The organism is Rhizobium sp. 05N430, from assembly GCF_056396985.1.
Genome location: NZ_JBFTMO010000004.1, coordinates 57478 through 83362 on the forward strand (window position 1 = coordinate 57478; position 25885 = coordinate 83362).

Here is a 25885-nt window from a genome sequence, read left to right on the forward strand (position 1 = left end):
GTGAGCTTCGTAATGTCAATCTTGACGGTTGACGAACGACAGCGATTCGATGGCAATTCTCTTCAAGACTGCAATCAGCGAAAACTCGGCATTCGAGATGATCGAAAAGGCTCTTTCGGGCGCCTACCAGTATGACGGCTATCTCAATGTCGTCAGCGATGCCGGAGAAACGGCATTGTCCTGGGGACCGGCCATGCATGCCGAGGAGTTCAAGGCCGAGGTCAGCGAGATCCTGAGAAAGACCTGGGACGCCGCCCGCTTCTGGATCATCTACGAGCGCCGTGACGATCGCCGCGATCCCGAAGCAACGGAAATCCGCAACGCCGCCTTCCGCATCACCCGCGGCTATAGCGGCGTCGTGGTCATCACGCTAAGCCTTCTCGGCAAGCGTGACAGCGACAATGATATCGAGCTGGTATTCGTCTGCTTCGAGCAGGATTTCCACAGGCGGAATTTCCGGGTGCGCTACGAAGGCAAGTTCGTCCCGGATGAATGAGGCTGCCTGATCAGGCAGCCAATGCGCGGGCGACCGCCTTGCGGATATCGGGAAGCGCAAACGGCTTGGAGACCACATCGACGATCTTTTCAGCCAGATCGTCAGCGCGTTCGCGCTGTTCGGCATAGCCGGTCATCAGCAGGATTTTCAGTGCCGGAAACGCCGACTTTGCCTGATGCGCCAGCTCGATGCCGTCCATGACGGGCATGCGGATATCCGACAGCAGCAGGTCGTAGACGCCGTCCTTCAGCTTCTCCAGTCCCTCGGCACCATCAGCCGCTTCTTCGGTCTCATGACCGTCGAGCCGCAGTGCTCGGGCTACGAAAGAACGGAGGGAGTCTTCGTCTTCCGTGATCAGAATTTTTGCCATCGATGCATCGCTCCGTCTTCATGCCCCAAGACGGAAATCGCATGCCGTTCCTTTGCGATCGGTAAACGGCGGCGGGCGATGGACGGGATGGTTAACAACCCGTCTGTACCAGAGGCGCTCAGGCGTCGCCGGTGACGACGCCGACGAAGGGAAGTTCGCGGAAAGCGTAGGCGACATCCATGCCGTAGCCGACGACGAAATAGTCGGGGCATTCGAAGCCGACATAATCGGCCTCCAGCTTTTCCTTGCGCTTGACGCTCTTGTCGAGCAGCACCGCGATCGTCACGTTGCGGGCGCCGCGTTCGAACAGCAGTTCCTTGGCAAACAGCAGCGTACGGCCGGATTCCAAAATGTCGTCGATCAACAGGACATCGCGGTCCTTCACGTCGCTATCGATATCCTTGACGATACGAACGCCCTGCGAGACCGTTCCGGTGCCGTAGCTCGACAGCGTGATGAACTCGACTTCAGGCGCCAGGCCGTTGTTGTGCAGGGCGCGGATCAGGTCGGCCGCGAAAATGAACGACCCCTTCAGGACAGCGATCACCAGCAGGTCCTTGGTCGGACTTTCGGCAATCTGCTTTGCCATCGCATCGTTGCGCTCGGCAATCTGCTCGGCAGTGAAAAGAGGCTCGATATTTTTTCCGCGCACGACAGGCATACGGCTTGCTCCGTGAAAATGAAGGGTAAGCCGTTAGCACATTAGACGCGGAGAAACACCCTTAGGGCATGAATGACAGGCGGACTTCCGGCATTTTTCCACGAGAGTGCTGAACGCGCGCCGAAAATCCGCGGCTCTCGCCGCCATAGATGACGTCGATGGGCGGGTTGATGACGATGCTTGCCATCAACCGGCCGTCGCTCACCAGATCGGCGCGAATGGGCCGAACCGTCTGCGTGGTGCCGCTCTCGTTTTCGAGAATGCCGTTGACCATCAGGATGCGCATGCCGTTGGCGTCGCGCGGCGTCAGCGTCACGTGGGTGAAATGCAGGGGCGATCCGATCGCAGACTGGTCGTCCGCCTGAAGACTGGAGAAACCGCCGGACAACCCGAAGACCAGAAGAAAAAGCAGAAGGACAAGCGCCGCAAAACTCTTGAACGATGCCTGCTGCAGATGTTCTTCCAGGGCGTGGTAGGCAGACGCCACGGCTGTCACTACCTTCGGTATCTCGGCCTTTGGCGCGGTGGCCGTCCGCTTGCGATTATCGTTGAAACTTTTCGCATTGAAGCCTGACGATGAGCTTCGCCCGCTGATGACGACGAACTCGGCATCGGAAATGTCGGCCGGGCGCGTTCCGGCCCGCGGCTGGCGTGCCGCCTTGTCCGGCGGCAGGAAATCATAGGCGTGCCCCGGCGCGCGGCGGCTGAACGAAGATGCTTCCATGATGACGGCCTTTCAGCTCTTCACATGGTTTCGGTGCACGGACGATACCGGGCATTGAAACGAATCCAGCTCAGTCGTAAATTTTAATGGTTAATGCTTCGCTAAATCCGGTGCCGAGAGGGCATCTTTCCGCCGAAATTTACCCGTTGTTAATCCACTTGGTTAACAAGTCGATGGTGTGAAACCTCGAACAATCTGAGTTGCCCGTTGATCCACTTCGAGAATGTCGGTTTGCGCTATGGCATGGGGCCGGAAATCCTCCGGGACCTGACCTTTGACATTCCGAAAAAGTCCTTCCAGTTTCTGACGGGTCCCTCCGGCGCCGGCAAGACCACGCTGCTGCGCCTGCTCTTCATGTCGCTGCAGCCGACCCGCGGTCTGATCCGCATGTTCGGCCGCGATATTTCCGATATTCCGCGCCCGGAACTGCCGCTGCTGCGCCGCCGCGTCGGCATTGTCTTCCAGGACTTCCGCCTTCTCGACCACCTGACGACCTATGAGAACGTCGCGCTGCCGCTGCGCGTGCGCGGCAAGGACGAGAGCACCTACAAGACCGACGTCCTGGAACTGCTGAAATGGGTCGGGCTCGGCGAGCGCATCAACGTGCTGCCGCCGGTCCTCTCCGGCGGTGAGAAGCAGCGTGCCGCGATCGCCCGCGCCCTGATCGACCGCCCGGAAGTCCTGCTCGCCGACGAACCGACCGGCAACGTCGATCCGCCGATGGCGCGCCGCCTTCTCAATCTCTTCCTCGAGCTTAACCGGCTCGGCACCGCCGTCGTCATCGCCACCCACGATCTGGCCCTGATGGACCAGGTCGAGGCGCGGCGGATGATTCTGTCCGAGGGGCATCTCGACGTCTATGACTGAGCGATCCCCCAGCAAGAAGGTAGCGGAAGCGGCCACCCAGCAGCAGCGGCGCCCTGAAATGCGCGTTCGCCCGACAGCGCCGATACTGCCGCCCTCCAACATCCAGGGCAACGCGCTGATGGTGGTGATCGCCATCATGGCCTTCCTCGCCTGTCTGACACTCGGCGGCGTCAGCATGGTGCGCTCGACCGCCGCCAGCTGGGAAAGCCAGATCTCCCGCGAAATCACCATTCAGATCAAGCCGGACGACGGCCTCGACATGGAAAAGGCGCTGAACCAGGCGCGCGATATCGCCATGACCTTCGTCGGCACCAAGAGCGGCCAGATCGTCGATGAGGCGGCGACTGCCCGCCTGCTGGAGCCCTGGCTCGGCAGCGGCCTCGATCTCAAGGAACTCCCGGTTCCCCGGCTCGTTATCGTTACGATCGACGAAAACAATCCGCCGGATTTCGAGGCAATGCGCTCACTGCTCAAGGACAGTATCCCGCAGGCGACGCTGGACGACCACAGAACCTGGGTCGACCGGCTGGTCTCGATGGCGCATACGACAGTGATGATAGGCACGGGTATTCTGCTTCTGGTCTTCACCGCTATGGTGCTCACCGTCGTCTTCGCCACGCGCGGCGCTCTGTCGGGCAACCGCCATATCGTCGAGGTGCTTCATTTCGTCGGAGCCGAAAGCTCCTTCGTTGCAACCGAATTCCAAAAACACTTCCTGAAGATCAGCCTCAAGGGTTCGGCAATCGGCAGCGGTCTGGCAGCGCTGTTTTTTGCCGCCGCCGGCTTCCTGCAGAGCCGTACGATCGCGACACCGCAGACCGATCAGGCCACCGCGCTTTTCGGGACCTTTTCTGTCGGCGTGCTCGGCTATTTCGGCATCTTCGCCACGATGATCATCATCGCCCTGCTGACGACGCTGACGGCGCGCGTCACGGTCGTCCGCACGATATACGAGATCGATACACTTCGCTCCGATCCGACACGAACAGACGGGATAGCGAGCTGATGATAGCGATCACACATAGCGCCGCCTTTGCCCGTTCGCTGCCGCAATCCCGATATATGCACGACTCATGACCATGGGCTACACGAGACGCAATCCGATTCGCCCCGATCCGGCGCTGGCAAGCTACCGGGTCGAGACGCCGCGTCGTGGGCCTCTGCGCCGCATGCTGCGCTGGTGCGGCTTTGCCGTCGTTCTGGCAATGGCGCTGGTTTTCGGCGGCTTCCTGCGCTTTGCCGATTCCGTCACCACAATGAGGCCTCCAGCCGAACCGAAGGCCGACGCGATCGTCGTGTTGACAGGCGGCTACCAGCGCATCGACCAGGCGGTCGAACTCCTGCAGAAGGGCGCCGGCAAGCGGCTGCTGATTTCAGGCGTCCACCCCTCGACCACACCGGCGCAGATTCGCAAGACCACGACAGGGTCGGCCGATCTCTTCGATTGCTGTGTCGATATCGGCTATGACGCGATCGACACGATCGGCAATGCCGAGGAAGCATCGAACTGGATCCATGCCAAGGGCTACCGAAGCGTGCTCGTCGTCACCAACAACTATCACATGCCCCGCAGTCTCGCCGAACTTGCCTATGTCGACGACGACACCCAGTTCATCCCCTATCCGGTCGTGAATTCCGACCTGAAGACGCGCGCCTGGTTCATGGATCCGAATGCGCTGCGTGTCATGCTCGCCGAGTATGGCAAGGTGCTGTTTGCCGGTGCGCGCAACATCACCGGCTTCGGCCGTCATCCCGGCCTGYGTTCGGCTGCCGCCGACGGCAAGGACTGAAGCGAAGCGTCTTTTTCTGGCGGTGATAATCGTGTAGGCAGGTCGCAACCGCCCTGCCCGCGGATATAGGCTTTTCGGGAAACCTTATGCTCGCCCTGCGTTCCGTTCTCTTCAACACGATCTTCTACGCCAACCTCATCCTGCGGATGATCGTGCTTTCGCCCTATTATTTCGTCGTGCCCCGGCTGACCGCCTATCGCATTCCGAAGAACTGGGCGCTCTCGAACCATTGGTTGATGGAGAAGATCGTCGGCACGACCTTCGAGATCGAGGGCATGGAGAACCTGCCCGATGGCGGCTACATCCTGGCGCCGAAGCATCAATCCTTCTGGGATACCTACGCGCTGCTGCCCTGGCTGAAGGACCCGGTCTATATCCTCAAGCGCGAGCTGATGTGGATCCCGCTGTTCGGCTGGTACGCCAAGAAGCAGCGGATGATCCCGGTTGACCGCGGCGCCCGCGGCAAGGTGATGGTCGAAGTGCTGAAGCGGACCAAGGAAGAGCTGTCGACCGGCCGCCAGCTGATCATCTATCCTGAAGGCACCCGCCGCCCGCCAGGCGCCGAGCCAGTCTACAAATATGGCATTGCCCGCATGTATCGGGATCTCAACATCCCCGTCGTGCCGATCGCCATGCATCCAGGCCTGTTCTGGCCACGCCGCAGCACCATGCGCTATCCCGGCCATTTCAAGGTCCGCATACTGCCCGCGATCATGCCGGGCATGGATCCGGATGCCTTTTTCGAGCATCTCGTCGAAGTTACGGAGCGAGCCAGCGACGAACTGCTTCTCGACACCGTCGCCCGCAATCCGCATCTCCCGCTGCCGCAGACGGCCATCGACCGGCTTGCCGTTCTGAACGAACCGAAGACCGCGTCGGCCTGAGTTCAGGCGGCGCGCAGCCGCTCGACTTCGCCGACCACCTGCTCCAGCCAGTGATCGCGGATCCCCATCTGCTTCAGATGAGACAAGGTGTTGAAGACATAAGCGTCGTTCGGACCCGATTGGCCCTCGGCCTCATTGACGACGCGCGCGGCCTCGCCGGTATCAAGGGCGCCCGCATATTGCACATGGCTGCGGTCCACGACATAGGCGACTGCCTTCACCGCGCGGCCATCGGCCAGCAGCAGCGAGACGCGCTTTTCCAGATAGACATTGGTCACCAGTTCGCGAGCCCGCAGATAGTCGATGACCTCGTCCCAATTTTCCGGCGCGACGGAGAAAGCCATGCCGCGGCATGAGCCACCGCGATCGAGACCGAGCACGAGACCGGGATTTTCCCGCGTTCCCCGATGAACCCAGGAGCGGACGCAGAGCGAACGCCGATAGCCATAAATCAGAGCCTGCGACCGTTCAGCAAACTCGAAGCCCGGGTTCCACATTAGGGATCCGTAGCCAAACACCCAAAATTCGTCCATATCGCAAGCCAGACCGAGATTCCCATTCGCGATTCACCATTGGAGAACATCATGGCAGCGTCAAGCCAATCCGGCAGCAGCAGAAAATTCTGGTGGCTCGGCTTGGGCATCGTACTGGTGGTCGCAATCTATACCGGCGGCTGGTTCTACGCCGCTTCACAGCTCAAGGACACGGTTCTGAAGGTTATCGCGCCGCATAACACTGCCGGTGTCAGCGGTGAATGCGCCGATATCGATTTCCGCGGCTATCCTTTCCGCATCGGCCTGTTCTGCTCGAAAGTCGATGTCGACGACAACAAGAACGGCGTGTCGGCGAGCTTCGGCCAGCTGCGCTCCGCCGCACAGGTCTATGCGCCTGGCCATATCGTCTGGGAACTGGATTCGCCTGCCGAAATCCGCACCGCAAACGGCCTGACCCTCTCGGCCCAATGGGCAAACCTGCAGTCCAGCCTGATCACCAAGTTCAAGGGCATCGACCGGACATCGACCGTTATCGAAGGACTGAAGGCGACCGCGGTTTCCTCCTATAGCGGTCAGACGATCGACGTCGATGCCGCCCGTACGGAAATTCATCTCCGCCAGAATGAAGGCGATCTTGATGGCGCGATCTCGCTGCAGGATGCCAGCACCGTCATCAAGGATTGGCCGCAGGTCTTCCCGAAATTCTCGGCGAGCGCCGACGTGACGCTGGTCGGTAAGGCGGGAATGATCGATGGCAGCGACAGACAGGGGCTTTACGGCGCCAGTGGCGAGCTGCGCAAGGTCGTGGCCGATATCGGCGACGGCAAGGTCATGACGCTGACCGGCCCCTTCTCCTTCGATAAGCAGGGCTTTCTTTCGGGTAAGTTCAAGCTTGAGATCGAGCAGCTCGGCCCGTGGCGCGACAGCATCAAGCAGACTTTCCCGCAGATCGCCAAGACCGTCGATACCGCCGCCAAGCTTCTGAAAGCGTTGGCAGCCGGCAGCGATCGCGTGTCGGTGGATCTGGTGGTCAATCGCGGCGAGGCAACCGTCAGCGGCTTCATCCCGCTCGGCTCCATCCCGCCGATCTAAAGCGTTTTCTGAGAAACGCTCGCGGTTAGCTCTTCTTCGGTTCCTGGCCGTGATGGCGGCCGAAGTCCGGCGCATCGACGTCCTGACCAGCCTGGATGATCGAGCGTCGGATGGCGCGGGTGCGGGTGAAGAGCTCGAAAAGCTTGTCGCCCTCGCCCCAGCGAATGGCCCGCTGCAGATAGGCGAGATCTTCCGAGAAACGCGACAGCATCTCGAGGATCGCATCCTTGTTGTGCAGGCAGACGTCGCGCCACATGGTCGGATCGGATGCCGCAAGACGGGTAAAGTCGCGGAAACCCGAAGCCGAATACTTGATGACCTCGGATTCGGTCACCGCCTCCAGATCGTCGGCAGTGCCGACGATATTGTAGGCGATGATGTGGGGCAGATGCGAAACGATGGCCAGCACCTTGTCGTGGTGCTGCGGATCCATCTCATCGACCCGAGCGCCGAGCGCCTCCCAGAACTGGCGAAGCTTGGCAAGCGCTGCCGGATCGGTACCGGTCACCGGCGTGAAAATGCACCAGCGCTGTTCGAACAGTCCGGCGAAACCAGCATCCGGTCCGGACTTTTCGGTACCAGCCAGCGGGTGGCCCGGAATGAAGTGAACGCCTTCGGGAATATGCGGCTGCATCTGCGCGATAACAGAGGCCTTGGTCGAGCCCACGTCGGTGACAATCGCGCCCGGCATCAGCGTTGCAGCGATTTCCTTGGCGACACTTCCAGACGCACCGACCGGCACCGAAACGATGACGAGATCCGCACCCTTGACGGCTTCAGCCGCAGACTGGAGATAACGGTCACCGAGACCGAGTTCTTCCGCCCGCTTCAGCGTGTCGGCGCTGCGGGTCGAGATCACCACTTCCTTGGCGATCCCCAGCCGCTTGACGTCGTGAGCAATCGACGAGCCGATGAGGCCGATACCGATAAGCGCGATGCGGTCGAACTGGATGGTCATGCCTTGCGTCCCATAAACTCGCCGAGCGACTCGATAACACCGCGGTTCGCCTCTTCCGGGCCGACGCTCATGCGCAGCGAGTTCGGGAAGCCATACCCCTTGACCGCACGCAGGACGTAGCCGCGGCTGGTCAGGAACTCGTCGGCATCGGCAGCACGCTTGCCATCGGCATCGGGAAAATGGATGAGAATGAAATTGGTGACCGACGGCGTCACCGTCAGTCCAATTGTCTCAAGGGCACCCTTGAGCTTCTCGATCCACATCAGATTGAAGGCAACAGCCTCCTGCACATGTGACTGATCGCGAACAGCCGCAGCGCCTGCGGAAATTGCCGGCGCATTGATGTTGAACGGGCCACGGACGCGATTGAGGGCGTCGATGATCTCGACCGGCGCATACATCCAGCCGACGCGGAGCGCGGCCAGACCATAGACCTTTGAGAAGGTGCGGGTCATGACGACATTGGCGTTGGACGAGACGATCTCGATACCGGATTCATAATCGTTGCGGCGAACATACTCCGCATAGGCGGCATCGAGCACCAGCATGGCATCCTTCGGCAGCCCAGCCTGAAGACGGCGGATTTCGCTGACCGGCACATAGGTGCCTGTCGGGTTGCCCGGATTGGCGATGAACACCATCTTCGTCTTCGGCGTCACGGCTGCGAGAATCGCATCGACATCGACCGCGTGATCCTTCTCCTTGACGGTGACGGGCGTGGCACCCGCGCCCATGATCTGGATCTTGTAAACGAGGAAGCCGTGCTCGGTGATGATCGCCTCGTCGCCGGCGCCGAGATAGACGTGGCAGAGCAGGCCGAGCAGCTCGTCCGAGCCGTTGCCGCACATGATGTTAGCCGGATTCAGACCGTGAACAGCAGCGATCGCCTCGCGCAGCTCATGTGCCTGGCCGTCAGGATAGCGCTCAAGATTGCCGGCAGCGTTCTTGAAAGCTTCGATTGCCTTCGGGCTGGCGCCGAGCGGCGTCTCGTTGGAGGAGAGCTTGTAGACGCGGGCAACGCCCGGCGCATGTTCCTTGCCCGGCACATAGGCTGCGATATCAAGAATACCGGGACGTGGAACGGGCTTGCTCTTCTCAACGCTCATGGGATCAACCTTGGAAAAATGCCGGGAATTCCGGCTTAAATTGCCCTTTGGCAATAAAACGGAAAGCGGCTTTTGTCGAGTGACTTAGCGGTTGCGCGTGGTCGGAACGCCATGCGGCGCAAGAACCGGCACGAAGACGCGGCGCGAGGCGCGTGCCGCTACCGGCAGACCCTGATAGAGACGCTTCTGCGCCTCGACGATGATGACACCGGAGAAGGCGGGCCACAGCGTCCGTCCGATGCGCTCGAAGCCACGCCGCAGGCTCAGTACAGTGCGCAGCTTGGACGGCGGGAAGAACAGCGCCTCGGCGGAAGCTCCGGGGGTAAAGTTGGTCTCGCGCAGCAAATGCGTCAGCTGGCCACGCGAATAGGGGCGGCCGGAGCCGAAGGGCGTGTGCTCCATCCGCGCCCAGACGCCACGCCGGTTTGGCACGACGATCACCAGACGCCCGCCCGGCGCAAGTACCCGCCAGAGCTCCTTCAGCGTCTCCCGCGGGCTTTCGGCAAATTCCAGCGAATGAACCATCAGCACACGGTCAACGGATGAATCCGGTAGCGGCAACTCCTCGTCGAAGATCAGCGCCGTCGAGGACAGCGAGCCCATCGGCCAGTTCACGGCACCCTGGCCGGCCGGCATGAAGGCGAAGGTGCGCTCGGTATCGGCGCCGAAACGATCGAGAAACGGCACGGCATAGCCGAGCCCGACCAATCGCTCCTGCGGCAACCGCACCCAGAGCGATGACAGCGCCATGGCGATCGACTGCTCGGCCAGGCGGCCAAGCTCGGAATGATAAAACTGGCGTAGGTCGACAATATCCGCGTGCATTGCAGTAAATGTTATCAGTGGGCGGTTGGACTTCAAGGCCGGAGCCTCTACATTCCGGACATGTCCGTAGGAAAGAGGCCGTTCAGACTATGAAACCTTTGGAATTAGAAGTTTTTCTCTGCCGCTCCGATAACTTTGGCGTTCTCGTGCATGACCCGGAAACCGGCCTGACGGCAACGATCGACGCGCCGGATGCGGCTGCGGTCGAAGCGGCTGCCAAGCGCCGCGGCTGGACGATTTCCCACATCTTCACCACCCATCACCATACTGACCATGTCGAAGGCAATCTGGCGCTGAAGGAGCAGTTCGGCTGCGAGATCATCGGCCCGGTGAACGAGGCCGTCGCCATCCCGGGCCTCGACAAGACGATGGCCGATGGCGACAGCTTCACCTTCGGCGATCATACGGTCAATGTGATCGAGACCCCCGGCCACACAGCCGGTCACATCTGCTACCACTTCGTGGACGACAAGCTGCTCTTTGCCGCCGATACGCTGTTTGCACTCGGCTGCGGCCGCCTTTTCGAGCGCCCCGCCGCCGACATGTGGCATTCGCTGCAGAAGCTCGCGGTGCTACCGGATGAGACGGCCATCTATTTCGGCCACGAATACACGCTGTCCAACGCCCGCTTCGCCGTCACCATCGATCCAACAAATGAGCGGCTGAAGGCCCGCGCCGCCGAAATCGAGGCATTGCGCGCCGAGGGACGTTTCACGATCCCGACGACGCTGGCGCTCGAGAAGGAAACCAACCCCTTCCTGCGCGCTGCCGATCCGGCGATCCGCCGCAATCTTCTGATGGAAACCAAGACGAACGAAGAGGTCTTTGCGGAAATCCGCAAGCGCAAGGACAATTTCTGATGTTGCCCGATGAGATCATCGAAGCACTTTCGATGCAACCGCATCCGGAAGGCGGCTTCTATGTCCAGACCTTCCGCGACACCAATGGCGGCGAGCGCGGCCATTCGACGGCAATCTACTATCTGCTGAAATCAGGGCAGCGGTCGCATTGGCATCGCGTCCACGACGCCGCCGAGATTTGGCACTACTACGCCGGCGCACCGCTCGCCCTGCTTCGCTCGGAAGATGGAACGAGCAGCGAAACGCTGAAGCTCGGCACCGACCTGGCGGGCGGCGAACGCCCGCAAGCGATCATTCCCGCCAACTGGTGGCAATCGGCCGAAACGCTCGGCGATTTCACGCTTGTCGGCTGCACCGTGTCACCTGGCTTCGAATTCTCGAAATTCGAGATGGCACCACCGGACTGGGCACCGGCCGGCTGACCTACTCAGCCGCAGCAGTCTGTTTCGGCGCCGTCTTGCGCCGGAACATTTCCTGCGCCGCCAGAATGGCACCACCGGTTACCAGCAGGCAGGCAAGAGCAATCCGCCAGCTCGGCTCGGCAAAGCCGAACAGCGTCAGAATGAGCGTCGAGAGCAGCGGAGCAGCATAGCTTGCAGCGCCCAAAATCTGGATATCGCCGTTCTTGACGCCATGATCCCAGGCATAGAAGGCCGCCCCCACAGGAAAGAGCCCGAGCCCGACGACGGCAAGCCACTCGAATGCCGTTTCAGGCCAGACGGTGGTTTCCAATCCGAGATGGCAGACGAGCGACAGGAGAGAGGTCGCGATGCAGAAACCGGTCACGACATCGGTCGAAACAGCATCGAAGCGGCGCGTCAGCAGCGAATAGCCGGACCAGGTGAACGCGCAGAGAAACGCCGCGCCATAACCGACGGCATAGGCGCCATCGAAATTTATGCCGTTGCGTCCGACGATCAGAAACGTGCCGCAGAGACCGGCAAGGGCACCGGCAATATGATACCAGCGGAGCTTCTCGCCGGGCAGCAGCGCCGAGCCGACGACGATCAGCAGCGGCCACAGATAGGCGATCAGCCCCGCCTCCACCGCCGGAGCGTTCCGGAGCGCCGTGAAATAGAGAAAATGATAGCCGAACAGACCGGCGATGCCGACGATCCAGACCTTCGCCGGCTGCTTCAAGAGCGCCAGCCGCGACGGGTTGAGAACGAGGACGGCGATGCCGGGGATACTGCCGATGGCAAAGCAGATCGCCGACAGCTGAAACGGCGGCATCTTGCCCGAAGCGGCGGTGAAGAGCGCCAGAAACGACCACATCAGAATGGCCGTAAACCCGATCAGTGTTGCCCGAAGCTTCATCATGCCCCCCGATTGCGGAGACAGGCTCCGTCAGCTGGCGCTGTATTTTACCGCCTTGATCGTCACCGTTCCGTATTGCGTCGGAATGCTGACGTAGACTGGAGCATATACATTTGCCGCATCAGCCTTGGCAAACCAGATTTCCATCCGCCCGCTCTTGCTCAGATAATCGATATCCTTGCGGCCCTTCTTGTAGCCCGACCGCGGAACGAAGCGCACGCTGCAGACGGTCGCCTTGCCGGTGAACCCATCCGTCGCAAAATCTTCGGAGCCCTTCGGCGATAGCACCAGATCCATGCGCATCTCGCCGTCATAGATCGGCAGCTTCTGCGAGCAGAGCTTCACGTCAGCAGGAAAGATCAGGCCGGAAATCGGATCGAGAACCGATCGCATGTCGCCCGGCGATACATTGATCCAGTTGCTCGGCGGCTTGCGCTCCGGCTTCACCGTCGTCGAAACGATATTACCGTTGCTGTAGCGAACCTCGTAGGTCCGCGCCCGCTTGCCGCTCTTGTAATAGAGCGAATAGCGCTGCGCCTGCAGCCGGTCATCGCGAATGACGCCGTCGACGCTGGTCTTAGCCGAAATCGTCGTCACCAGGTCGGCAAGACCAGCCGAGCTGATGTCGCCGGATACCGTGTAGCTCTTGTCATCCTCAATCTGCGTGACGAAGGCGGCTCGCGCGATCGGCAAGACACCGAGGGCGACGCGATATTCCGTGCGGTGGCGGATCTCCTCCGCGCCGGCCGGAATCGCCATCGATGCCACGATTGCAGGGATCAAAATCCGTCTGCCCAGAAGAGCCATGAAGCGAGCCTTGTTTGACGGGCGAACGCTGCCCTGTTGCGCGGTCTATACTCTGGCCGCTTGTCGAAGCAAACACGAGCTTTTTGACAGAATTGCGGGAAAGGCCAAGGTTTGGCTTGACGCGGCGAGCCGCTCTGACTATAGAACCGCAACTTTCCAATCATGGCCTTGGATTGCAAGCCCGGTTTTGCCGGTGCGTCGTAATTCGGCGGCTGAGAAAAACAAGAATAGGTGTCAAATGTCTCGCGTGTGCGAATTGACCGGCAAGGCCGTCCTCGTTGGCAACAATGTCAGCCATGCCAACAACAAGACCAAGCGCCGGTTCCTGCCGAACCTGTGCCAGGTTACCCTGATCTCCGACGCTCTCGGCCAGCGTTACCGCCTGCGCGTTTCGGCTCACGCCCTGCGCTCGGTCGAACATCGCGGTGGTCTCGACGCGTTCCTGATCAAGGCAAGCGAAAACGAACTGTCGATGCGCGCTCGTCTGCTGCGCCGCCAGATCGTCAAGAAGACTGCAGAAGCTGCTGCTGCCGCCTAAGCATCGGCGCGCTTTCTTCTCGAAAGTTTCAAAAGGCTTGCACGGTTGAAACCGGACAAGCCTTTTGCTTTGCCGGTATGGTACCGGCCAAAATTTGTTCACTCCAACTGGTGGCATCACCCAGGATAAAAAAATGCTGAAGACACGCTATCTGCTTATCTATGTGGCGCTAATGACGCTCGTCGTCGTCGCCTCAAACTTCCTCGTTCAGTTTCCGCTGAACGCCACGGTCGCCGGCATCAACCTTGCCGACATCCTGACCTGGGGCGCCTTCACCTATCCGATCGCCTTCCTGATCACCGATCTGACGAACCGCCAGTTCGGTCCGCAGACCGCCCGCAAGGTCGTCTTTGCAGGCTTCGTTGTCGGCGTCGGCCTGTCCTTCTACACGGCCGTTCCGCGCATCGCGATCGCCTCGGGTTCGGCCTATCTTGCCGGACAGCTGCTCGACATCGCCGTCTTCAACCGCCTTCGCCGTCAGGCCTGGTGGCGCGCGCCGCTGGTCGGCTCGTTGATCGGCTCGGCGCTGGATACGATCATCTTCTTCTCCTTCGCCTTTGCCGCCTTCTTCGTCTTCTTCGGCGCGAACGAACCCTTCGCGCTGGAATCGGCGCCGATCCTCGGCGTGCTCTCGATGGAGGCTCCGCGCTGGATCTCCTGGGCGCTCGGCGACTTCACCGTGAAGATGCTGGTTGGACTCGTCATGCTGCTGCCCTACGGCGCCCTGATGAACACCCTGCGCCCGATGCAGGCAACAGCCGCTCGCTAAAAGCAAATGAGGCCGTTGGCGCTATGCCGGCGGCCCTTTCGTTCTGAGGGCAGGATGGCGCAATACTTCCGCGACGAGGCTATCGACCGGCTCTGAGGAATCGAGCCTGAGCAACGGCGTTGCTCTGCCCTTCAGCCATTCCTCATGCGAAGCGGCGCTTCGCCGCTCCGGCCCTGCCGTATCGTAGCTTTCGGCCCATTCCAGGAATTCCTGGCTCTTCTCCGCCATGTCGCCACCCGGCTTGATCCGGTCGCCATAGCGGGTCTCCTCGCGCCGCCGGATGCGTGCCATGCGCATTGCGGGGTCGATCCTGAGGAAGACGATGAGATCGTAGAGCGGCTCGAACTCGGCCGCCCATTTCAGCGCTGAGCCAGAGAGAACCCAGCCGTCGGAGGCTTGGATTGCCTCATGCAGCATCGCCACCCGCGCCTCGACCGGCCGCTGTGTGGTGAATGGCGGATCGGTCGGCATCCAGAAGAAATGATCGGTATCGAGGTGCCGGAGCCCAAGCTTCCCGGCAAGGGCTTGACCGAGCGTGGTGGTGCCGGAGCCTGACGCTCCCATGACATGAATATTCAGCATGGCTCTCTCGATTTGGGTGAAGGGAGAGAGCAGATAGCGGAGAGTTGTGACAGTTGTTCGGCGACGCACTCAGTCGGCGAGCCGGAACTCGAGCATCATGTTCCGCTGCAGGATCGAATGGTTATCATCCGAAACGAGGATGACATGGGTCGAGCCATCCTCGGCCTGGAAGGCATCGAGCCCTTCCATATTGTCGATCTGATAGCCGAAATCGGCGGTCATCAGCACCGTGCCGGTTGCGACAGCGCCAGGCCGGATCTCGGCGGCAGCGATCCGGCGGATGCGCATGCCGATACCATCTGCCATATTGAAGCGCCGCTCCAGAAGCAGCAGATCACCGTCAGGCAGAAAGGCCCCGTCGGTTGGATCGAAGTCGCCGGAGCGGCTGACTGCGAACCGGCCCTTCAGCGGCCCCTCCAGAATCGCCGCATAGACGTTTCCATCATCATCGAGGCTCTCTTCCGCGACGATGACCGCCGCGCCCTTCAGGGCGCTGTCTGCGGGTGCAATCGCCACCGTCTCAAGGCTGCGGTTGCCGCGCAGTTCATCGCGCGGGATCAGGATGGGCAGCGTGCCCAATGCGGGTGAATTCGCGAAACCCTGACGAGGATAGATATCGACCCGATGGTTACCCTCGAAGGAAACGAGTGCCCTGTTCTTGTCGAGCGCCAGCCCTTCGGCATCCATGCGGCCTTTGCCTTCAAAGCTGCGGCCGGTCGCGTCCTTCATCGGAGTGATATCGACATCGGCAAGGCCGGAAAGACGGCCCTGCGCATCGCGCACCAGCGTCCCGGTCAGCCAATGGCCGGTATCGAGCACCCCCGCCACATGCTTGCGATCCGGATCGACCTTGATCGATGACCACGAGCCGAAGATCCGGTTGCTCGACACCATTTCCAGGCCGCCGATGAATTCCAGCGGGCCGAACCTGGTTTCGTTTGAACCAATCTTGAAGGTGGTGACGACTCGACTCTCGATCGGAGCGCTCTCGGCAAACACGGCAGATGGCAATCCCGCGAGGCAGGCGGCAAGCATGGCCACGCGGGAAAAAGCGGTCATATGGGTCAGCTGGCGCGGCGTGTGCGGCCGCCACGCGGCTGCGCAGCCTGATCCTCGAAGAGCGAGGCCAGCTGTTCCGTCATCGCCCCTGCAAGCTCGTCGGCATCGACGATGGTGACGGCGCGGCGATAGTAGCGCGTGACGTCGTGACCGATACCGATGGCGAGCAGCTCGACCGGCGAACGCGTCTCGATCTGCTCGATGACGGCGCGCAGGTGGCGCTCCAGATAGTTGCCCGGATTGACCGACAGCGTCGAGTCGTCGACCGGCGCGCCATCCGAGATCATCATCAGGATCTTGCGCTGCTCGCGCCGCGCGATCAGCCGGTTATGCGCCCACATCAGCGCTTCACCGTCGATATTTTCCTTGAGCAGTCCCTCGCGCATCATCAGCCCGAGATTGCTGCGGGCGCGGCGCCAGGGAGCGTCTGCAGACTTGTAGATGATATGGCGGAGATCGTTGAGGCGGCCCGGCGTCTGCGGCTTACCACCGGCCAGCCAGCTCTCGCGCGCCTGTCCACCCTTCCAGGCCTTGGTGGTAAAACCGAGGATCTCGACCTTGACGCCGCAACGCTCCAGCGTGCGCGCCAGAATATCGGCGCAGGTGGCAGCAACCGTGATCGGGCGTCCGCGCATCGAGCCGGAATTGTCGATCAGCAGCGTCACGACGGTATCGCGGAACTGCGTGTCGCGCTCCATCTTGAAGGACAGCGCCTGCATCGGATCGATGATCATGCGCGTCAGACGTGCCGGATCGAGATAGCCCTCTTCCAGGTCGAAATCCCAGGACCGGTTCTGCTGCGCCATCAGGCGGCGCTGCAAGCGGTTCGCCAGACGGCCGACGGCACCCTGCAGATGCGCCAGCTGCTTGTCGAGGAAGGCGCGCAGGCGCTCGAGCTCCGTGGCGTCACAGAGTTCCTCGGCAGTGATGATCTCGTCGAATTCTTCGGTAAAGACCCGGTAATCGACCTTCTCGTTGAAATCGGCGAAAGGCGTATTCGGACGGCGGGTCTCGCCCGGCGTCTCGGAATCGTCCTCGCCTTCTTCCATCATGTCGTCGTCGGAGATTTCGGCGCCTTCGGTCTCGCCGTCCTCCATCTGCTCGTCGGCGACTTCGCTGTCTTCGACGGGTGCAGCATCCGAACCGGCGTCTTCGTCGACCTCGTCCTGATCCTGCTCGTCGCCGCTCGGCTGGTCGTCCTGATCCGAATCCTCGTCGGTTTCCGGCTCGCTGTCGTCGTCGCCATACTCCTCGGCCATTTCCATGGCCGACAGCATGTTGCGGATGACCTTGGAAAAGGCCTGCTGGTCGTTGATGACGTTGGACAGATTATCGAGCTCGGCCCCGGCCTTGTCCTCGATGAAAGGACGCCAGAGGTCGAGCACCTTGCCTGCCGAGGCCGGCGGCTTCTGACCGGTGAGCTTCTCGCGCACCATCATCGCCACGGCTTCACCGATCGGCGCGTCTTCCTGGCGCTCGATACCGTTGAAATTCGCCTTTGCATATTTCTCGTCGGTCATGGAGCGCAGGTTCGCAGCCATGCCTTCCATCCGCAGCGCGCCGATCGACTCGACACGCGCCTGCTCGACGGCGTCAAACACTGCGCGGGCGTCAGAACCCTGCGGCGCCATGGTCGTGTGGACCTTCTCGTCGTGGCAGGCAAGCCGCAGCGCCATGGAATCGCCGAGGCCGCGGGTCACCGCCAGCTCATGCGCCGTCGGCCGCTTGGAAAGCTCGGGCAGCCGGATACGCTCCGCCGTCATTCCCGGACGTTCGTTGGCGAAGGTCACTTCGACCTCGTCGTTACCGGCGATTGCGCGGACGCAGCCGGTTATCGCGCGCCGCAACGGCTCGATATCGACGGGGCCGTTGGGCTTGGCTTTCGAATTGTCACCACGAGATGCCATGATCGACCGGCCTTAGGCCTCCAGCACGATGTTGGCGGCGCTTTCCTTCAGCTCGACGCCAAAGGCACGCTGGTAATGCTCGGCAACCAGCGCACGTTCAAGCTCGTCGCACTTGTTGAGGAAGGTGACGCGGAAGGCGAAGGCGAGATCACCGAAGATCTCGGCATTCTCGGCCCAGGTAATGACGGTACGCGGGCTCATGACGGTCGACAGGTCGCCGTTCATGAACGAAGCGCGCGTCAGATCGGCAACGCGAACCATCTTCGAGACGGTATCGCGGCCATCCTTGTCCTTGCCGAAGCTCTTCACCTTGGCAGCGATGATGTTCACTTCATGCTCGTGTGGCAGATAGTTCAGCGTCGTGACGATCGACCAGCGGTCCATCTGCGCCTGGTTGATCTGCTGCGTACCGTGATAAAGGCCGGTAGTATCGCCGAGACCGACCGTATTGGCAGTCGCGAACAAGCGGAAAGCCGGGTGCGGACGGATAACGCGACTCTGGTCGAGCAGCGTCAGACGGCCGGCGGATTCCAGCACGCGCTGGATGACGAACATCACGTCCGGGCGGCCCGCATCGTATTCGTCGAAGACGAGCGCGACATTGTGCTGGTAGGCCCAGGGAAGGATGCCATCCTTGAACTCGGTGACCTGCAGCCCGTCCTTGACGACGATCGCATCCTTGCCGATCAGATCGATACGGCTGACATGGCTGTCGAGGTTGATACGCACGCACGGCCAGTTGAGGCGCGCGGCGACCTGCTCGATATGCGAGGACTTGCCGGTACCGTGGTAGCCGGAGATCATGACGCGGCGGTTATGCGCAAAGCCTGCAAGAATGGCGAGCGTCGTCTCGCGGTCGAAAAGATAGTCTGGATCGAGATCCGGAACATAGGCGTCGCCCTTGCTGTAGGCGGGAACGCGAATATCGGAATCGATGCCGAAAACGTCTCTGACCGAAACGGTCGTGTCCGGCAGAGCGGGAATATCTAACTCAATCTTGCTCATCACGTCTCCAAGGCGGGCATAGCGCCCGGCCATATCTCTCAGGCCATTTCGCAACCGCGACGCCGCAGTTTTCTACCACGCCGTCCAGGGTGAGAACGTCGGCGATGCTTCTCCGGGACTGAAATGAAACCTCGGCGGGATGATGACCCCGAGCATTCTAGAACAAAGTCCCGGACAAGAAACGCCGCGTCCGGAAGGAAGGCAAAGGCGCCAGAAGCAAAACGCAATAATGCATGCCGCGATTGCCTGCGGCCCTAGCCGATTTGGACCATACCCGATTGAAGACGGAGAGCAAGGACGGGAATTAACAAAAACCGTTCTGCTTCAACAATTGATAGGCCTGGATCACGGCACGGAACCGCTCTTCGGATCCGCGGTCGCCGCCATTGGCGTCAGGGTGGTGCTTTTTCACCAACTCCTTGTAGCGCGTCTTGATCTCGGCCGACGTCGCATCGGCAGCAAGGCCCATCGTATCAAACGCCTTGGCTTCCAGGCTTTTCAGCTTGCGCTGTTCTGGAAAGCGCGGGCCGCTGCCCTTGCTGCCACTGACGAAGCCGAACGGATCGCGCACCCGGTTATAGGAGCCTGAGCGGACGTCCGATTGCAGCGGGCTGTTCTTGGCGGCCTTGTTGACGCCGACCGTCCAGGTGGGGCGATGACCGGTGATCGCTTCCTTCTGGTAACGGGCGATCTCTCCATCGGACAGGCCCGAGAAGTAGTTATAGCCCTTGTTGTATTCCTTGACGTGCTCGAAGCAGAATAGAAAGAACTGCCCCTCGGCATTGCGGCCGACGGGAGCGCGATGCGCACCTTTCTTGTCACAGCCGTCCCACTGACAGGTCGGGGGAGCCTGTTCGGGTTCCTGCTCGCGTTTGCGGCGGGTGCGGATGCGATCGAAATATTTGGAATCAAGTCTCATGACGGCGCTAATTATGAAGCTGCCGCGGCGCGACAACAAGAATTGACAAATGGGAATGTTGCTGGCTTGGTGGGAACCCCTTTTTTCACCAGCAACTGGACGAAAACGTGACCCTTCAGGCCCGCATAGAAGAAAAACTGACAGAGGCTTTCGTGCCCGAACGTTTGAGCGTCATCAACGAAAGCCACCTCCACGCTGGCCACCAGCCTGACATAACAGGGACAGGCGAAACACATATGCGTGTTCGCATCGTCTCTGAAAAATTTTCAGGAATGACGAGGCTAGCCCGACACCGGGCCATTACCGAACTCTTGAAACCAGAGCTCGATGCCGGGCTTCATGCCCTCGCCGTCGAACCCTCGGCACCAGGAGAAGCGACCCGCTGGTAGTGGATACCGGCCTCATATAAGTCTTCGCGGCGCGCAATCCAACAGCAAAAGCCGCTTAGACGGCCTTGGGCGCGTCTTCTTCGGCAGGGCGAATGCGCAGCTTGGTGATGCGGTTCTTTTCCCGCTTCATGACGATGAAGCGCTTGCCGTAGAAAGTGAAGGCCTGGCGCTCTTCCGGGATTGTCATCGACTCGTGAATGACGAGGCCGGCAATCGTCGTCGCCTCCTCGTCGGGAAGCTGCCAGTCGAGCGCCCGGTTCAGGTCACGGATCGGAACGCCGCCATCGACGACAACGGAACCGTCGGCCTCCTGACGGACACCCTGCATCTCTATGTCGTGTTCGTCGGAAATATCGCCGACGATCTCTTCCAGAATATCCTCGAGCGTGACGATGCCCTGCACCTCGCCATATTCGTCGACGACGACGGCGAAATGCTGCTTGCGGCGCAGGAAGGCGTTCAGCTGATCTTCGAGATTGGTGCTGTCCGGCACGAACCACGGCTTCTGCGCGATCCTGACGACGTCGAGATTCTCAGGCTCGACATTCGGCTCGGCCAGTGCCCGCAGCAGGTCCTTTGCATGCACGACGCCGATGATATTGTCGGTCGTGCCGCGCCACAGCGGCATGCGCGTATAGGGACTTTCGAGGATGGTGCGGACGATCGCTTCCGGCGCGTCGTCGGCATTGATGGCCCGCATCGCCATGCGATGCACCATAATGTCAGACAATTCGAGCTGGCTGAGATCGAGCACGCCGCCGAGGCGGTCGCGATCTGCCTTGACGACCGAGCCTTCCCGGTGAAGCAGATCGACCGCACCGCGCAGCTCTTCATGCGCCGTCAGCATCGATGTTTCCCGCGACAGCGTTATGCCGAAGACGCCGAGGATCTTGCGCACGATCGCATTGATGAAGGACGAGACCGGGCCGACAATGGCGACGAAAAGCTTGACGGCAAAGGCAACCGTGAGAGCGAAACGGTCAGGCGTCGAGATCGCCCAGCTCTTCGGCAGAACTTCCGCGAAGATGACCAGGATGACGGTCATCGCCAGCGTTGCAAGCGCCACACCGGAATTACCGAACAATCCGAGAAACAGACTGGTCGCCAGCGCCGACGACAGGATGTTGGCGAGATTGTTGCCGATCAGCAGCGCGCCGATCAGCCGGTCGCGCCGCTCGATCAGCTCCCGCACCACGCCGGCGCGTTCGTCGCCATTGGCCTCGAGCGTGTGGATGCGGCTGCGCGAGACGGCGGTCAGCGCCGTTTCCGATCCGGAGAAGAAAGCGGACATGAGAACGAGGGCCACGATGGAGACAATTTCTGGCCAGTAGACAGAAAGAAATGCCAGCGTGCCTTCGATGCTCATTGCGGGTGCTTTTCCTTGAGGAAGTTCAACACTTCGGATTGCGGCACGTCGTCGGCGATGAAGGACTGCCCGATGCCGCGCGTCAGGATGAAGGTGAACTTGCCGTTTTTGACCTTCTTGTCCTGCGCCATCGCCTCCATCAGCCGTTCGGCCGGCGGCAACTCGCCCGGGACCTCCGACATGCGCGTCGGCAGGCCAACCGTCTTCAGATGCGTCTCGACGCGCTTGGCGTCATCGGGGCTCGCAAGGTTCATGCGCGCCGAAAACTCATGCGCCAGCACCATGCCGATCGAAACGCCTTCACCATGCACCAGCCGGGCGCTGTCATAAGCAGTGGCCGCTTCCAGCGCGTGACCGAAAGTGTGGCCGAGGTTGAGCAGGGCGCGCGGGCCATTTTCCCGCTCGTCGGCCACCACCACGTCGGATTTCGCCTGGCAGCTGGTGGCGATCGCCTGGATGCGGGCATCGCCTCCGGCAAACACGGCCTGCCAGTTCGTCTCCAGCCAGACAAAGAAGTCAGGCTTGTCGATCAGGCCGTATTTGGCGACTTCGGCATAACCGGCCCGGAATTCGCGCTCCGTCAGCGTGTTCAGCACGTCCGTATCGGCAAGCACCAGGTCCGGCTGATGGAAGACGCCGATAAGATTCTTGCCATGGCGGCTGTTGATGCCGGTCTTGCCGCCGACGGATGAATCGACCTGCGACAGCAGCGAGGTCGGCACCTGCACGAAGCGCACGCCACGGCGCACGATACCGGCGGCAAAGCCTGCAAGGTCACCGATCACGCCACCGCCGAGCGCCACGACATAATCGTTCCGCTCCACCCGCGCTTCCAGCACCTTGTCGCAGACGGTCATCAGATGTTCGAAGCTCTTGGTCTTCTCGCCGGCCGGCAACACCAGCGTCGAACACGCAATGCCGGATGCTTCCAGGCTCGCGACCAGTGCATCGAGATAGATGGGCGCCACATTCGCGTCGGTGACAATAGCCGCCTTGCGGCCCTTGAGGCGGGCGGTGATTTCGGCACCGGCGCGCGCAATCAGCCCCGGCCCGATCAGAATATCGTAGGCGCGATCGCCAAGCGGCACATGCACCTTCTTTTCGGCGGCAACGGAAGCGATCGCATTCATGGCACTGCACTTTCACTTTGGTGTTCCACCACGGCCTTCAGCACTTCGTCGGCCATCAGTTCCTTGCGCACATCGCGCGACAAAACGGTGACGTCGGCCTGCGCATAGATCGGGTATCGCGCGTTCATCAGGTTTTCGAGCGTCTGCATCGGGTTTTCGGTCTTCAGAAGCGGCCGCGTATCGCGCTTGTTGACGCGTTCCCAGAGCACATCCAGATCAGCCTTAAGCCACAGCGACAGGCCGCCCTTCTTGATATGCTTGCGGGTGCGGTCGTTGATGAAAGCGCCGCCACCGGTCGAGACCACGCGAGGCCCGTTCTTCAAAAGCCGCTTCATCACCCGCGTTTCGAGCGCCCTGAACTCTTCTTCGCCGTATGATGCGAAGAGTTCGGTGATCGTCATGCGCGAAACGCGCTCGATCTCGACGTCGCTATCGATGAACGGAATTCCAAGCTGCTGGGCAACAAGCCGCCCGACGGAGGATTTTCCTGCCCCCATGAGGCCGACGAGGATAAGATTGCGGGACCCGAGCGCGGCGCGCGCTCTGTCTTTCAGACTGTCTGCAACTGTCAGAACTGGGTCACTCATCGGTCCATTCACACTTTGTTTGCAAACGGTATCGACAAATGAAGGTGTAGCGTCAAGTCGCGGGCAAGGGAAACATGTTCCAAATGCGGCTTCTTGCACGCAATCGCGCTTCTTCCTAAAAAGAGGCCAAGCTCATGGAGTTCAAGAAATGCCGACCCTCTTCCGTTTCCTCGCTGTCTTGGCGGTTATCGCCGGGGCGATCTACGGAGGCATGGTGGCCCTGGTGACCTTCGTCGAGCCGCAGCCCCGCGACGTGACGATCCGCATTCCGTCGGAGCGCATCAATCCGCCGGCGACCGGCACCATCGCCCCGGCGAAGAAGTAGGCCGATGCGGGATCTCGGCCGCGTTCACGTGGAATCCTTCCTGGAAATGATGAGCGCCGAACGCGGTGCGGCCGAGAACACGCTGCAATCCTACGAGCGCGATCTCGACGACCTCCACTCCTTTCTGAACGGACGCAGCGTCCGCCTGACGGAAGCGGCCTCCGCCGACCTGACCGCCTATCTCTCGTCGCTTGCGGGCCAGGGCTTCAAGCCCTCGTCGCAGGCCCGACGGCTGGCCTCGATGCGGCAATTCTACAAGTTTCTCTATGCAGAAGGTCTCCGGACGGACGACCCGACGGGTGTGCTCGACTCCCCGAAGAAGGGCCGGCCGCTGCCGAAAACCATGGGCGTCGAAGACGTGACCCGGCTGCTGACACAGGCCGAGCACGAGGCCGGCGATCCCGCCGCCGGTCAATTGAACCGCCGGCGCATGCTGGCGCTTCTCGAATTATTGTATGCCACCGGCATGCGCGTCAGCGAGCTTGTATCGCTGCCAGCCCGGGTCCTGGATCAGGAGGGCCGCTTCCTGATCATCCGCGGCAAGGGAAACAAGGAACGTCTCGTCCCGCTTTCGCAATCGGCGATCGCGGCGCTGAAGGCTTACGGTAGCGCGATGGCTGTGGAAAACGCCAGCGCCAAGGAGCCCACCGAGAGCCCCTGGCTATTCCCGGCAGCCTCGAAAGAAGGGCATTTGCCACGGCAGGTCTTCGCCCGCGACCTCAAGAACCTTGCGATCCGCGCCGGGCTGACCCCATCTATGATTTCGCCGCATGTCATGCGCCACGCCTTCGCCAGCCACCTGCTGGCCAACGGCGCGGACCTGCGTGTTGTCCAGGAACTTCTCGGACATTCGGACATTTCGACGACGCAGATCTACACCCACGTCCTGGAAGAACGCCTGCAACAACTGGTGCAAACGCATCACCCTCTTGCAAAACAGGCGAAAAAGCACGAATAGGACCGGCGACAAGGGGCAACGCCAGCAATTGCCCCGGGCACAAGGAACGGAAACGCACCTCATGCACAATTATCTCGACTTCGAAAAGCCGATCTCCGACCTCGAAGCTAAGATCATCGAACTGAAGAAGCTCGCGTCCGAGGACGAGAGCATCGACACGTCGGATGAAGTCGGCAGGCTCGAAGTTCGCGTTCGCGAAGCGATGGTCGATATCTATTCCAAGCTCAATGCCTGGCAGAAGACGCAGGTCGCGCGCCATCCGCAGCGTCCGCATTTCGTCGATTATGCCAAGGTTCTGTTCCAGGAATTCACGCCGCTCGCTGGTGACCGCAAGTTTTCCGAGGATGCCGCCATCCAGGCGGGCCTCGCCCGCTTCCGCGGCCAGCCTGTCGCCGTCATCGGCCAGGAAAAGGGCAACGATACCAAGAGCCGCCTGAAGCATAATTTCGGCAGCGCCCGCCCCGAAGGTTACCGCAAGGCGATCCGCGTGCTTGAAATGGCCGACCGTTTCGGCCTGCCTGTGATCACGCTGGTCGATACGGCAGGTGCCTATCCGGGCGTCGGCGCCGAAGAACGCGGCCAGGCCGAAGCCATCGCCCGTTCGACGGAAATGTGCCTTGGCGTCAAGGTTCCGATCGTTTCCGTTGTTATCGGCGAAGGCGGTTCGGGCGGCGCGATCGCGATTGCCACCGGCAACAAGGTCTTCATGCTCGAACATTCGATCTACAGCGTGATCTCGCCGGAAGGTGCGGCCTCGATCCTCTGGCGCGATTCCACCCGCGCCAAGGAAGCGGCGACCAACATGAAGATCACCGCCGAAGACCTGAAGTCGCTCGGCATCATCGACGGCATCATCCCGGAACCGCTAGGCGGCGCCCATCGCGATCCGGACCATGTCATTGCCGCCGCAGGCGACGTGATTGCCAATTCGCTTGCCGAGCTTTCGCCGCGTTCCGGCGAGCAGCTGCGTAACGACCGGCGTCAGAAGTTCCTGTCGATGGGCCGTAACCTCTAAGGCAGCCACAGAAAAATTGGCCCGATTAGGGCCAAATCTTGGCCACAATAATGTTATCTACCAGTTTTCGCGCTTGCGGGGGCGC

General features: G+C 61.1%; 31 protein-coding genes. 14 read left to right on the forward strand and 17 right to left on the reverse strand.

Annotated elements, in window-relative coordinates; translation table 11 throughout:
* Window positions 1-49 precede the first annotated feature (49 nt).
* Entirely contained in the window at window positions 50-496 is a 447-nt protein-coding gene (locus AC1DJO_RS10735) for a hypothetical protein (protein ID WP_112517946.1), read from the forward strand.
* A gap of 10 nt (window positions 497-506) precedes the next feature.
* Here the strand turns inward: AC1DJO_RS10735 and AC1DJO_RS10740 are convergent, their stop codons facing one another.
* The 3 genes from AC1DJO_RS10740 to AC1DJO_RS10750 all read right to left on the reverse strand — a co-directional run bounded on the left by AC1DJO_RS10740 (window position 507) and on the right by AC1DJO_RS10750 (window position 2251).
* Window positions 507-866 (reverse strand): response regulator, encoded by a 360-nt coding sequence (locus AC1DJO_RS10740; protein ID WP_130284240.1) that lies wholly within the window; start codon window positions 864-866, stop codon window positions 507-509.
* Between the two features lie 118 nt (window positions 867-984).
* Window positions 985-1527 (reverse strand): hypoxanthine phosphoribosyltransferase, encoded by a 543-nt coding sequence (hpt, locus tag AC1DJO_RS10745; RefSeq protein ID WP_477970398.1) that lies wholly within the window; start codon window positions 1525-1527, stop codon window positions 985-987.
* Window positions 1528-1588: 61 nt separating this feature from the next.
* A complete protein-coding gene (locus tag AC1DJO_RS10750) occupies window positions 1589-2251 on the reverse strand; it encodes a hypothetical protein (protein WP_477970400.1) in 663 nt (220 codons plus the stop codon).
* 207 nt (window positions 2252-2458) lie between these two features.
* Here AC1DJO_RS10750 and ftsE point away from each other — a divergent pair, with 207 nt between their 5' ends.
* From ftsE to AC1DJO_RS10770, 4 genes are all read left to right on the forward strand, one after another.
* Entirely contained in the window at window positions 2459-3118 is a 660-nt protein-coding gene (gene ftsE, locus AC1DJO_RS10755) for a cell division ATP-binding protein FtsE (protein WP_112386132.1), read from the forward strand.
* A gap of 58 nt (window positions 3119-3176) precedes the next feature.
* A complete protein-coding gene (locus tag AC1DJO_RS10760; RefSeq protein WP_405049624.1) occupies window positions 3177-4124 on the forward strand; it encodes a cell division protein FtsX in 948 nt (315 codons plus the stop codon).
* Window positions 4125-4191: 67 nt separating this feature from the next.
* Window positions 4192-4908 (forward strand): YdcF family protein, encoded by a 717-nt coding sequence (locus tag AC1DJO_RS10765; RefSeq protein WP_477970402.1) that lies wholly within the window; start codon window positions 4192-4194, stop codon window positions 4906-4908.
* Between the two features lie 86 nt (window positions 4909-4994).
* Window positions 4995-5792 (forward strand): lysophospholipid acyltransferase family protein, encoded by a 798-nt coding sequence (locus AC1DJO_RS10770; RefSeq protein WP_112386134.1) that lies wholly within the window; start codon window positions 4995-4997, stop codon window positions 5790-5792.
* 2 nt (window positions 5793-5794) lie between these two features.
* On the opposite strand, the gene AC1DJO_RS10775 is transcribed toward AC1DJO_RS10770, so the two are convergent.
* Window positions 5795-6325, reverse strand: coding sequence for a gamma-glutamylcyclotransferase (locus AC1DJO_RS10775; protein WP_477970404.1), 531 nt, complete (start codon window positions 6323-6325; stop codon window positions 5795-5797).
* 51 nt (window positions 6326-6376) lie between these two features.
* Here AC1DJO_RS10775 and AC1DJO_RS10780 point away from each other — a divergent pair, with 51 nt between their 5' ends.
* Complete coding sequence (locus tag AC1DJO_RS10780) at window positions 6377-7378, forward strand: DUF2125 domain-containing protein (RefSeq protein ID WP_477970406.1); 1002 nt, start codon at window positions 6377-6379, stop codon at window positions 7376-7378.
* Between the two features lie 25 nt (window positions 7379-7403).
* On the opposite strand, the gene AC1DJO_RS10785 is transcribed toward AC1DJO_RS10780, so the two are convergent.
* The 3 genes from AC1DJO_RS10785 to AC1DJO_RS10795 all read right to left on the reverse strand — a co-directional run bounded on the left by AC1DJO_RS10785 (window position 7404) and on the right by AC1DJO_RS10795 (window position 10303).
* The gene (locus AC1DJO_RS10785; RefSeq protein WP_477970408.1) at window positions 7404-8336 is read right to left on the reverse strand and encodes a prephenate/arogenate dehydrogenase family protein; all 933 of its coding nucleotides are present in this window, start codon (window positions 8334-8336) and stop codon (window positions 7404-7406) included.
* The gene (gene hisC, locus AC1DJO_RS10790) at window positions 8333-9442 is read right to left on the reverse strand and encodes a histidinol-phosphate transaminase (RefSeq protein ID WP_477970410.1); all 1110 of its coding nucleotides are present in this window, start codon (window positions 9440-9442) and stop codon (window positions 8333-8335) included. Before hisC ends, AC1DJO_RS10785 begins: the two co-directional genes overlap by 4 nt.
* 84 nt (window positions 9443-9526) lie before the next feature.
* On the reverse strand, window positions 9527-10303 hold the full coding sequence (locus AC1DJO_RS10795; RefSeq protein WP_112386139.1) for a class I SAM-dependent methyltransferase: 777 nt from the start codon (window positions 10301-10303) through the stop codon (window positions 9527-9529).
* A 53-nt stretch (window positions 10304-10356) separates the two neighbouring features.
* Between AC1DJO_RS10795 and gloB the strand changes: the two genes are divergently transcribed.
* Together gloB and AC1DJO_RS10805 are read left to right on the forward strand one after the other, a co-directional pair.
* A complete protein-coding gene (gloB, locus tag AC1DJO_RS10800) occupies window positions 10357-11127 on the forward strand; it encodes a hydroxyacylglutathione hydrolase (RefSeq protein WP_112517699.1) in 771 nt (256 codons plus the stop codon).
* Window positions 11127-11549, forward strand: coding sequence for a cupin domain-containing protein (locus tag AC1DJO_RS10805; RefSeq protein ID WP_477970412.1), 423 nt, complete (start codon window positions 11127-11129; stop codon window positions 11547-11549). The genes gloB and AC1DJO_RS10805 overlap by 1 nt, the downstream gene beginning before the upstream one ends.
* A 1-nt stretch (window position 11550) precedes the next feature.
* Here AC1DJO_RS10805 and yddG read toward each other — a convergent pair whose 3' ends face one another.
* Entirely contained in the window at window positions 11551-12444 is an 894-nt protein-coding gene (gene yddG / locus AC1DJO_RS10810) for an aromatic amino acid exporter YddG (protein ID WP_477970414.1), read from the reverse strand.
* 30 nt (window positions 12445-12474) lie between these two features.
* Entirely contained in the window at window positions 12475-13251 is a 777-nt protein-coding gene (locus AC1DJO_RS10815) for a DUF3108 domain-containing protein (protein WP_112386142.1), read from the reverse strand.
* Between the two features lie 238 nt (window positions 13252-13489).
* Here AC1DJO_RS10815 and rpmB point away from each other — a divergent pair, with 238 nt between their 5' ends.
* On the forward strand, window positions 13490-13789 hold the full coding sequence (gene rpmB, locus AC1DJO_RS10820; protein ID WP_112386143.1) for a 50S ribosomal protein L28: 300 nt from the start codon (window positions 13490-13492) through the stop codon (window positions 13787-13789).
* A gap of 133 nt (window positions 13790-13922) precedes the next feature.
* Complete coding sequence (locus AC1DJO_RS10825) at window positions 13923-14558, forward strand: VUT family protein (RefSeq protein ID WP_477970416.1); 636 nt, start codon at window positions 13923-13925, stop codon at window positions 14556-14558.
* Window positions 14559-14579: 21 nt separating this feature from the next.
* Here AC1DJO_RS10825 and AC1DJO_RS10830 read toward each other — a convergent pair whose 3' ends face one another.
* The 5 genes from AC1DJO_RS10830 to AC1DJO_RS10850 form a co-directional block, all read right to left on the reverse strand.
* A complete protein-coding gene (locus tag AC1DJO_RS10830; RefSeq protein WP_477970418.1) occupies window positions 14580-15140 on the reverse strand; it encodes an AAA family ATPase in 561 nt (186 codons plus the stop codon).
* A gap of 69 nt (window positions 15141-15209) precedes the next feature.
* A complete protein-coding gene (locus AC1DJO_RS10835; protein ID WP_477970420.1) occupies window positions 15210-16199 on the reverse strand; it encodes an esterase-like activity of phytase family protein in 990 nt (329 codons plus the stop codon).
* A 5-nt stretch (window positions 16200-16204) separates the two neighbouring features.
* Window positions 16205-18106 carry a cobaltochelatase subunit CobT gene (cobT, locus tag AC1DJO_RS10840; protein WP_477970422.1) on the reverse strand — a complete coding sequence of 634 codons (1902 nt, stop codon included), beginning with the start codon at window positions 18104-18106 and terminating at the stop codon, window positions 16205-16207.
* A 12-nt stretch (window positions 18107-18118) separates the two neighbouring features.
* On the reverse strand, window positions 18119-19111 hold the full coding sequence (cobS, locus tag AC1DJO_RS10845) for a cobaltochelatase subunit CobS (RefSeq protein ID WP_112517950.1): 993 nt from the start codon (window positions 19109-19111) through the stop codon (window positions 18119-18121).
* Between the two features lie 304 nt (window positions 19112-19415).
* The gene (locus AC1DJO_RS10850; RefSeq protein WP_112386147.1) at window positions 19416-20030 is read right to left on the reverse strand and encodes a J domain-containing protein; all 615 of its coding nucleotides are present in this window, start codon (window positions 20028-20030) and stop codon (window positions 19416-19418) included.
* A 107-nt stretch (window positions 20031-20137) separates the two neighbouring features.
* Here AC1DJO_RS10850 and AC1DJO_RS10855 point away from each other — a divergent pair, with 107 nt between their 5' ends.
* Complete coding sequence (locus AC1DJO_RS10855; protein WP_112386148.1) at window positions 20138-20419, forward strand: BolA family protein; 282 nt, start codon at window positions 20138-20140, stop codon at window positions 20417-20419.
* 55 nt (window positions 20420-20474) lie between these two features.
* On the opposite strand, the gene AC1DJO_RS10860 is transcribed toward AC1DJO_RS10855, so the two are convergent.
* From AC1DJO_RS10860 to AC1DJO_RS10870, 3 genes are read right to left on the reverse strand one after another with little or no spacing between them, the layout of a single operon-like run.
* The gene (locus AC1DJO_RS10860; RefSeq protein ID WP_112539051.1) at window positions 20475-21785 is read right to left on the reverse strand and encodes an HlyC/CorC family transporter; all 1311 of its coding nucleotides are present in this window, start codon (window positions 21783-21785) and stop codon (window positions 20475-20477) included.
* Window positions 21782-22915: a 3-dehydroquinate synthase gene (aroB, locus tag AC1DJO_RS10865; RefSeq protein ID WP_477970424.1), complete on the reverse strand. Its 1134-nt coding sequence runs from the start codon at window positions 22913-22915 to the stop codon at window positions 21782-21784. The genes AC1DJO_RS10860 and aroB overlap by 4 nt, the downstream gene beginning before the upstream one ends.
* Window positions 22912-23502 (reverse strand): shikimate kinase, encoded by a 591-nt coding sequence (locus AC1DJO_RS10870; RefSeq protein ID WP_112386151.1) that lies wholly within the window; start codon window positions 23500-23502, stop codon window positions 22912-22914. Before AC1DJO_RS10870 ends, aroB begins: the two co-directional genes overlap by 4 nt.
* A gap of 148 nt (window positions 23503-23650) precedes the next feature.
* Here AC1DJO_RS10870 and AC1DJO_RS10875 point away from each other — a divergent pair, with 148 nt between their 5' ends.
* The 3 genes from AC1DJO_RS10875 (at window position 23651) to AC1DJO_RS10885 (ending at window position 25800) form a co-directional block, all read left to right on the forward strand.
* Entirely contained in the window at window positions 23651-23827 is a 177-nt protein-coding gene (locus AC1DJO_RS10875; RefSeq protein WP_310296189.1) for a hypothetical protein, read from the forward strand.
* A 4-nt stretch (window positions 23828-23831) separates the two neighbouring features.
* On the forward strand, window positions 23832-24785 hold the full coding sequence (xerD, locus tag AC1DJO_RS10880) for a site-specific tyrosine recombinase XerD (protein ID WP_477970426.1): 954 nt from the start codon (window positions 23832-23834) through the stop codon (window positions 24783-24785).
* Between the two features lie 61 nt (window positions 24786-24846).
* A complete protein-coding gene (locus AC1DJO_RS10885) occupies window positions 24847-25800 on the forward strand; it encodes an acetyl-CoA carboxylase carboxyltransferase subunit alpha (protein WP_112539054.1) in 954 nt (317 codons plus the stop codon).
* Window positions 25801-25885: the final 85 nt, after the last annotated feature.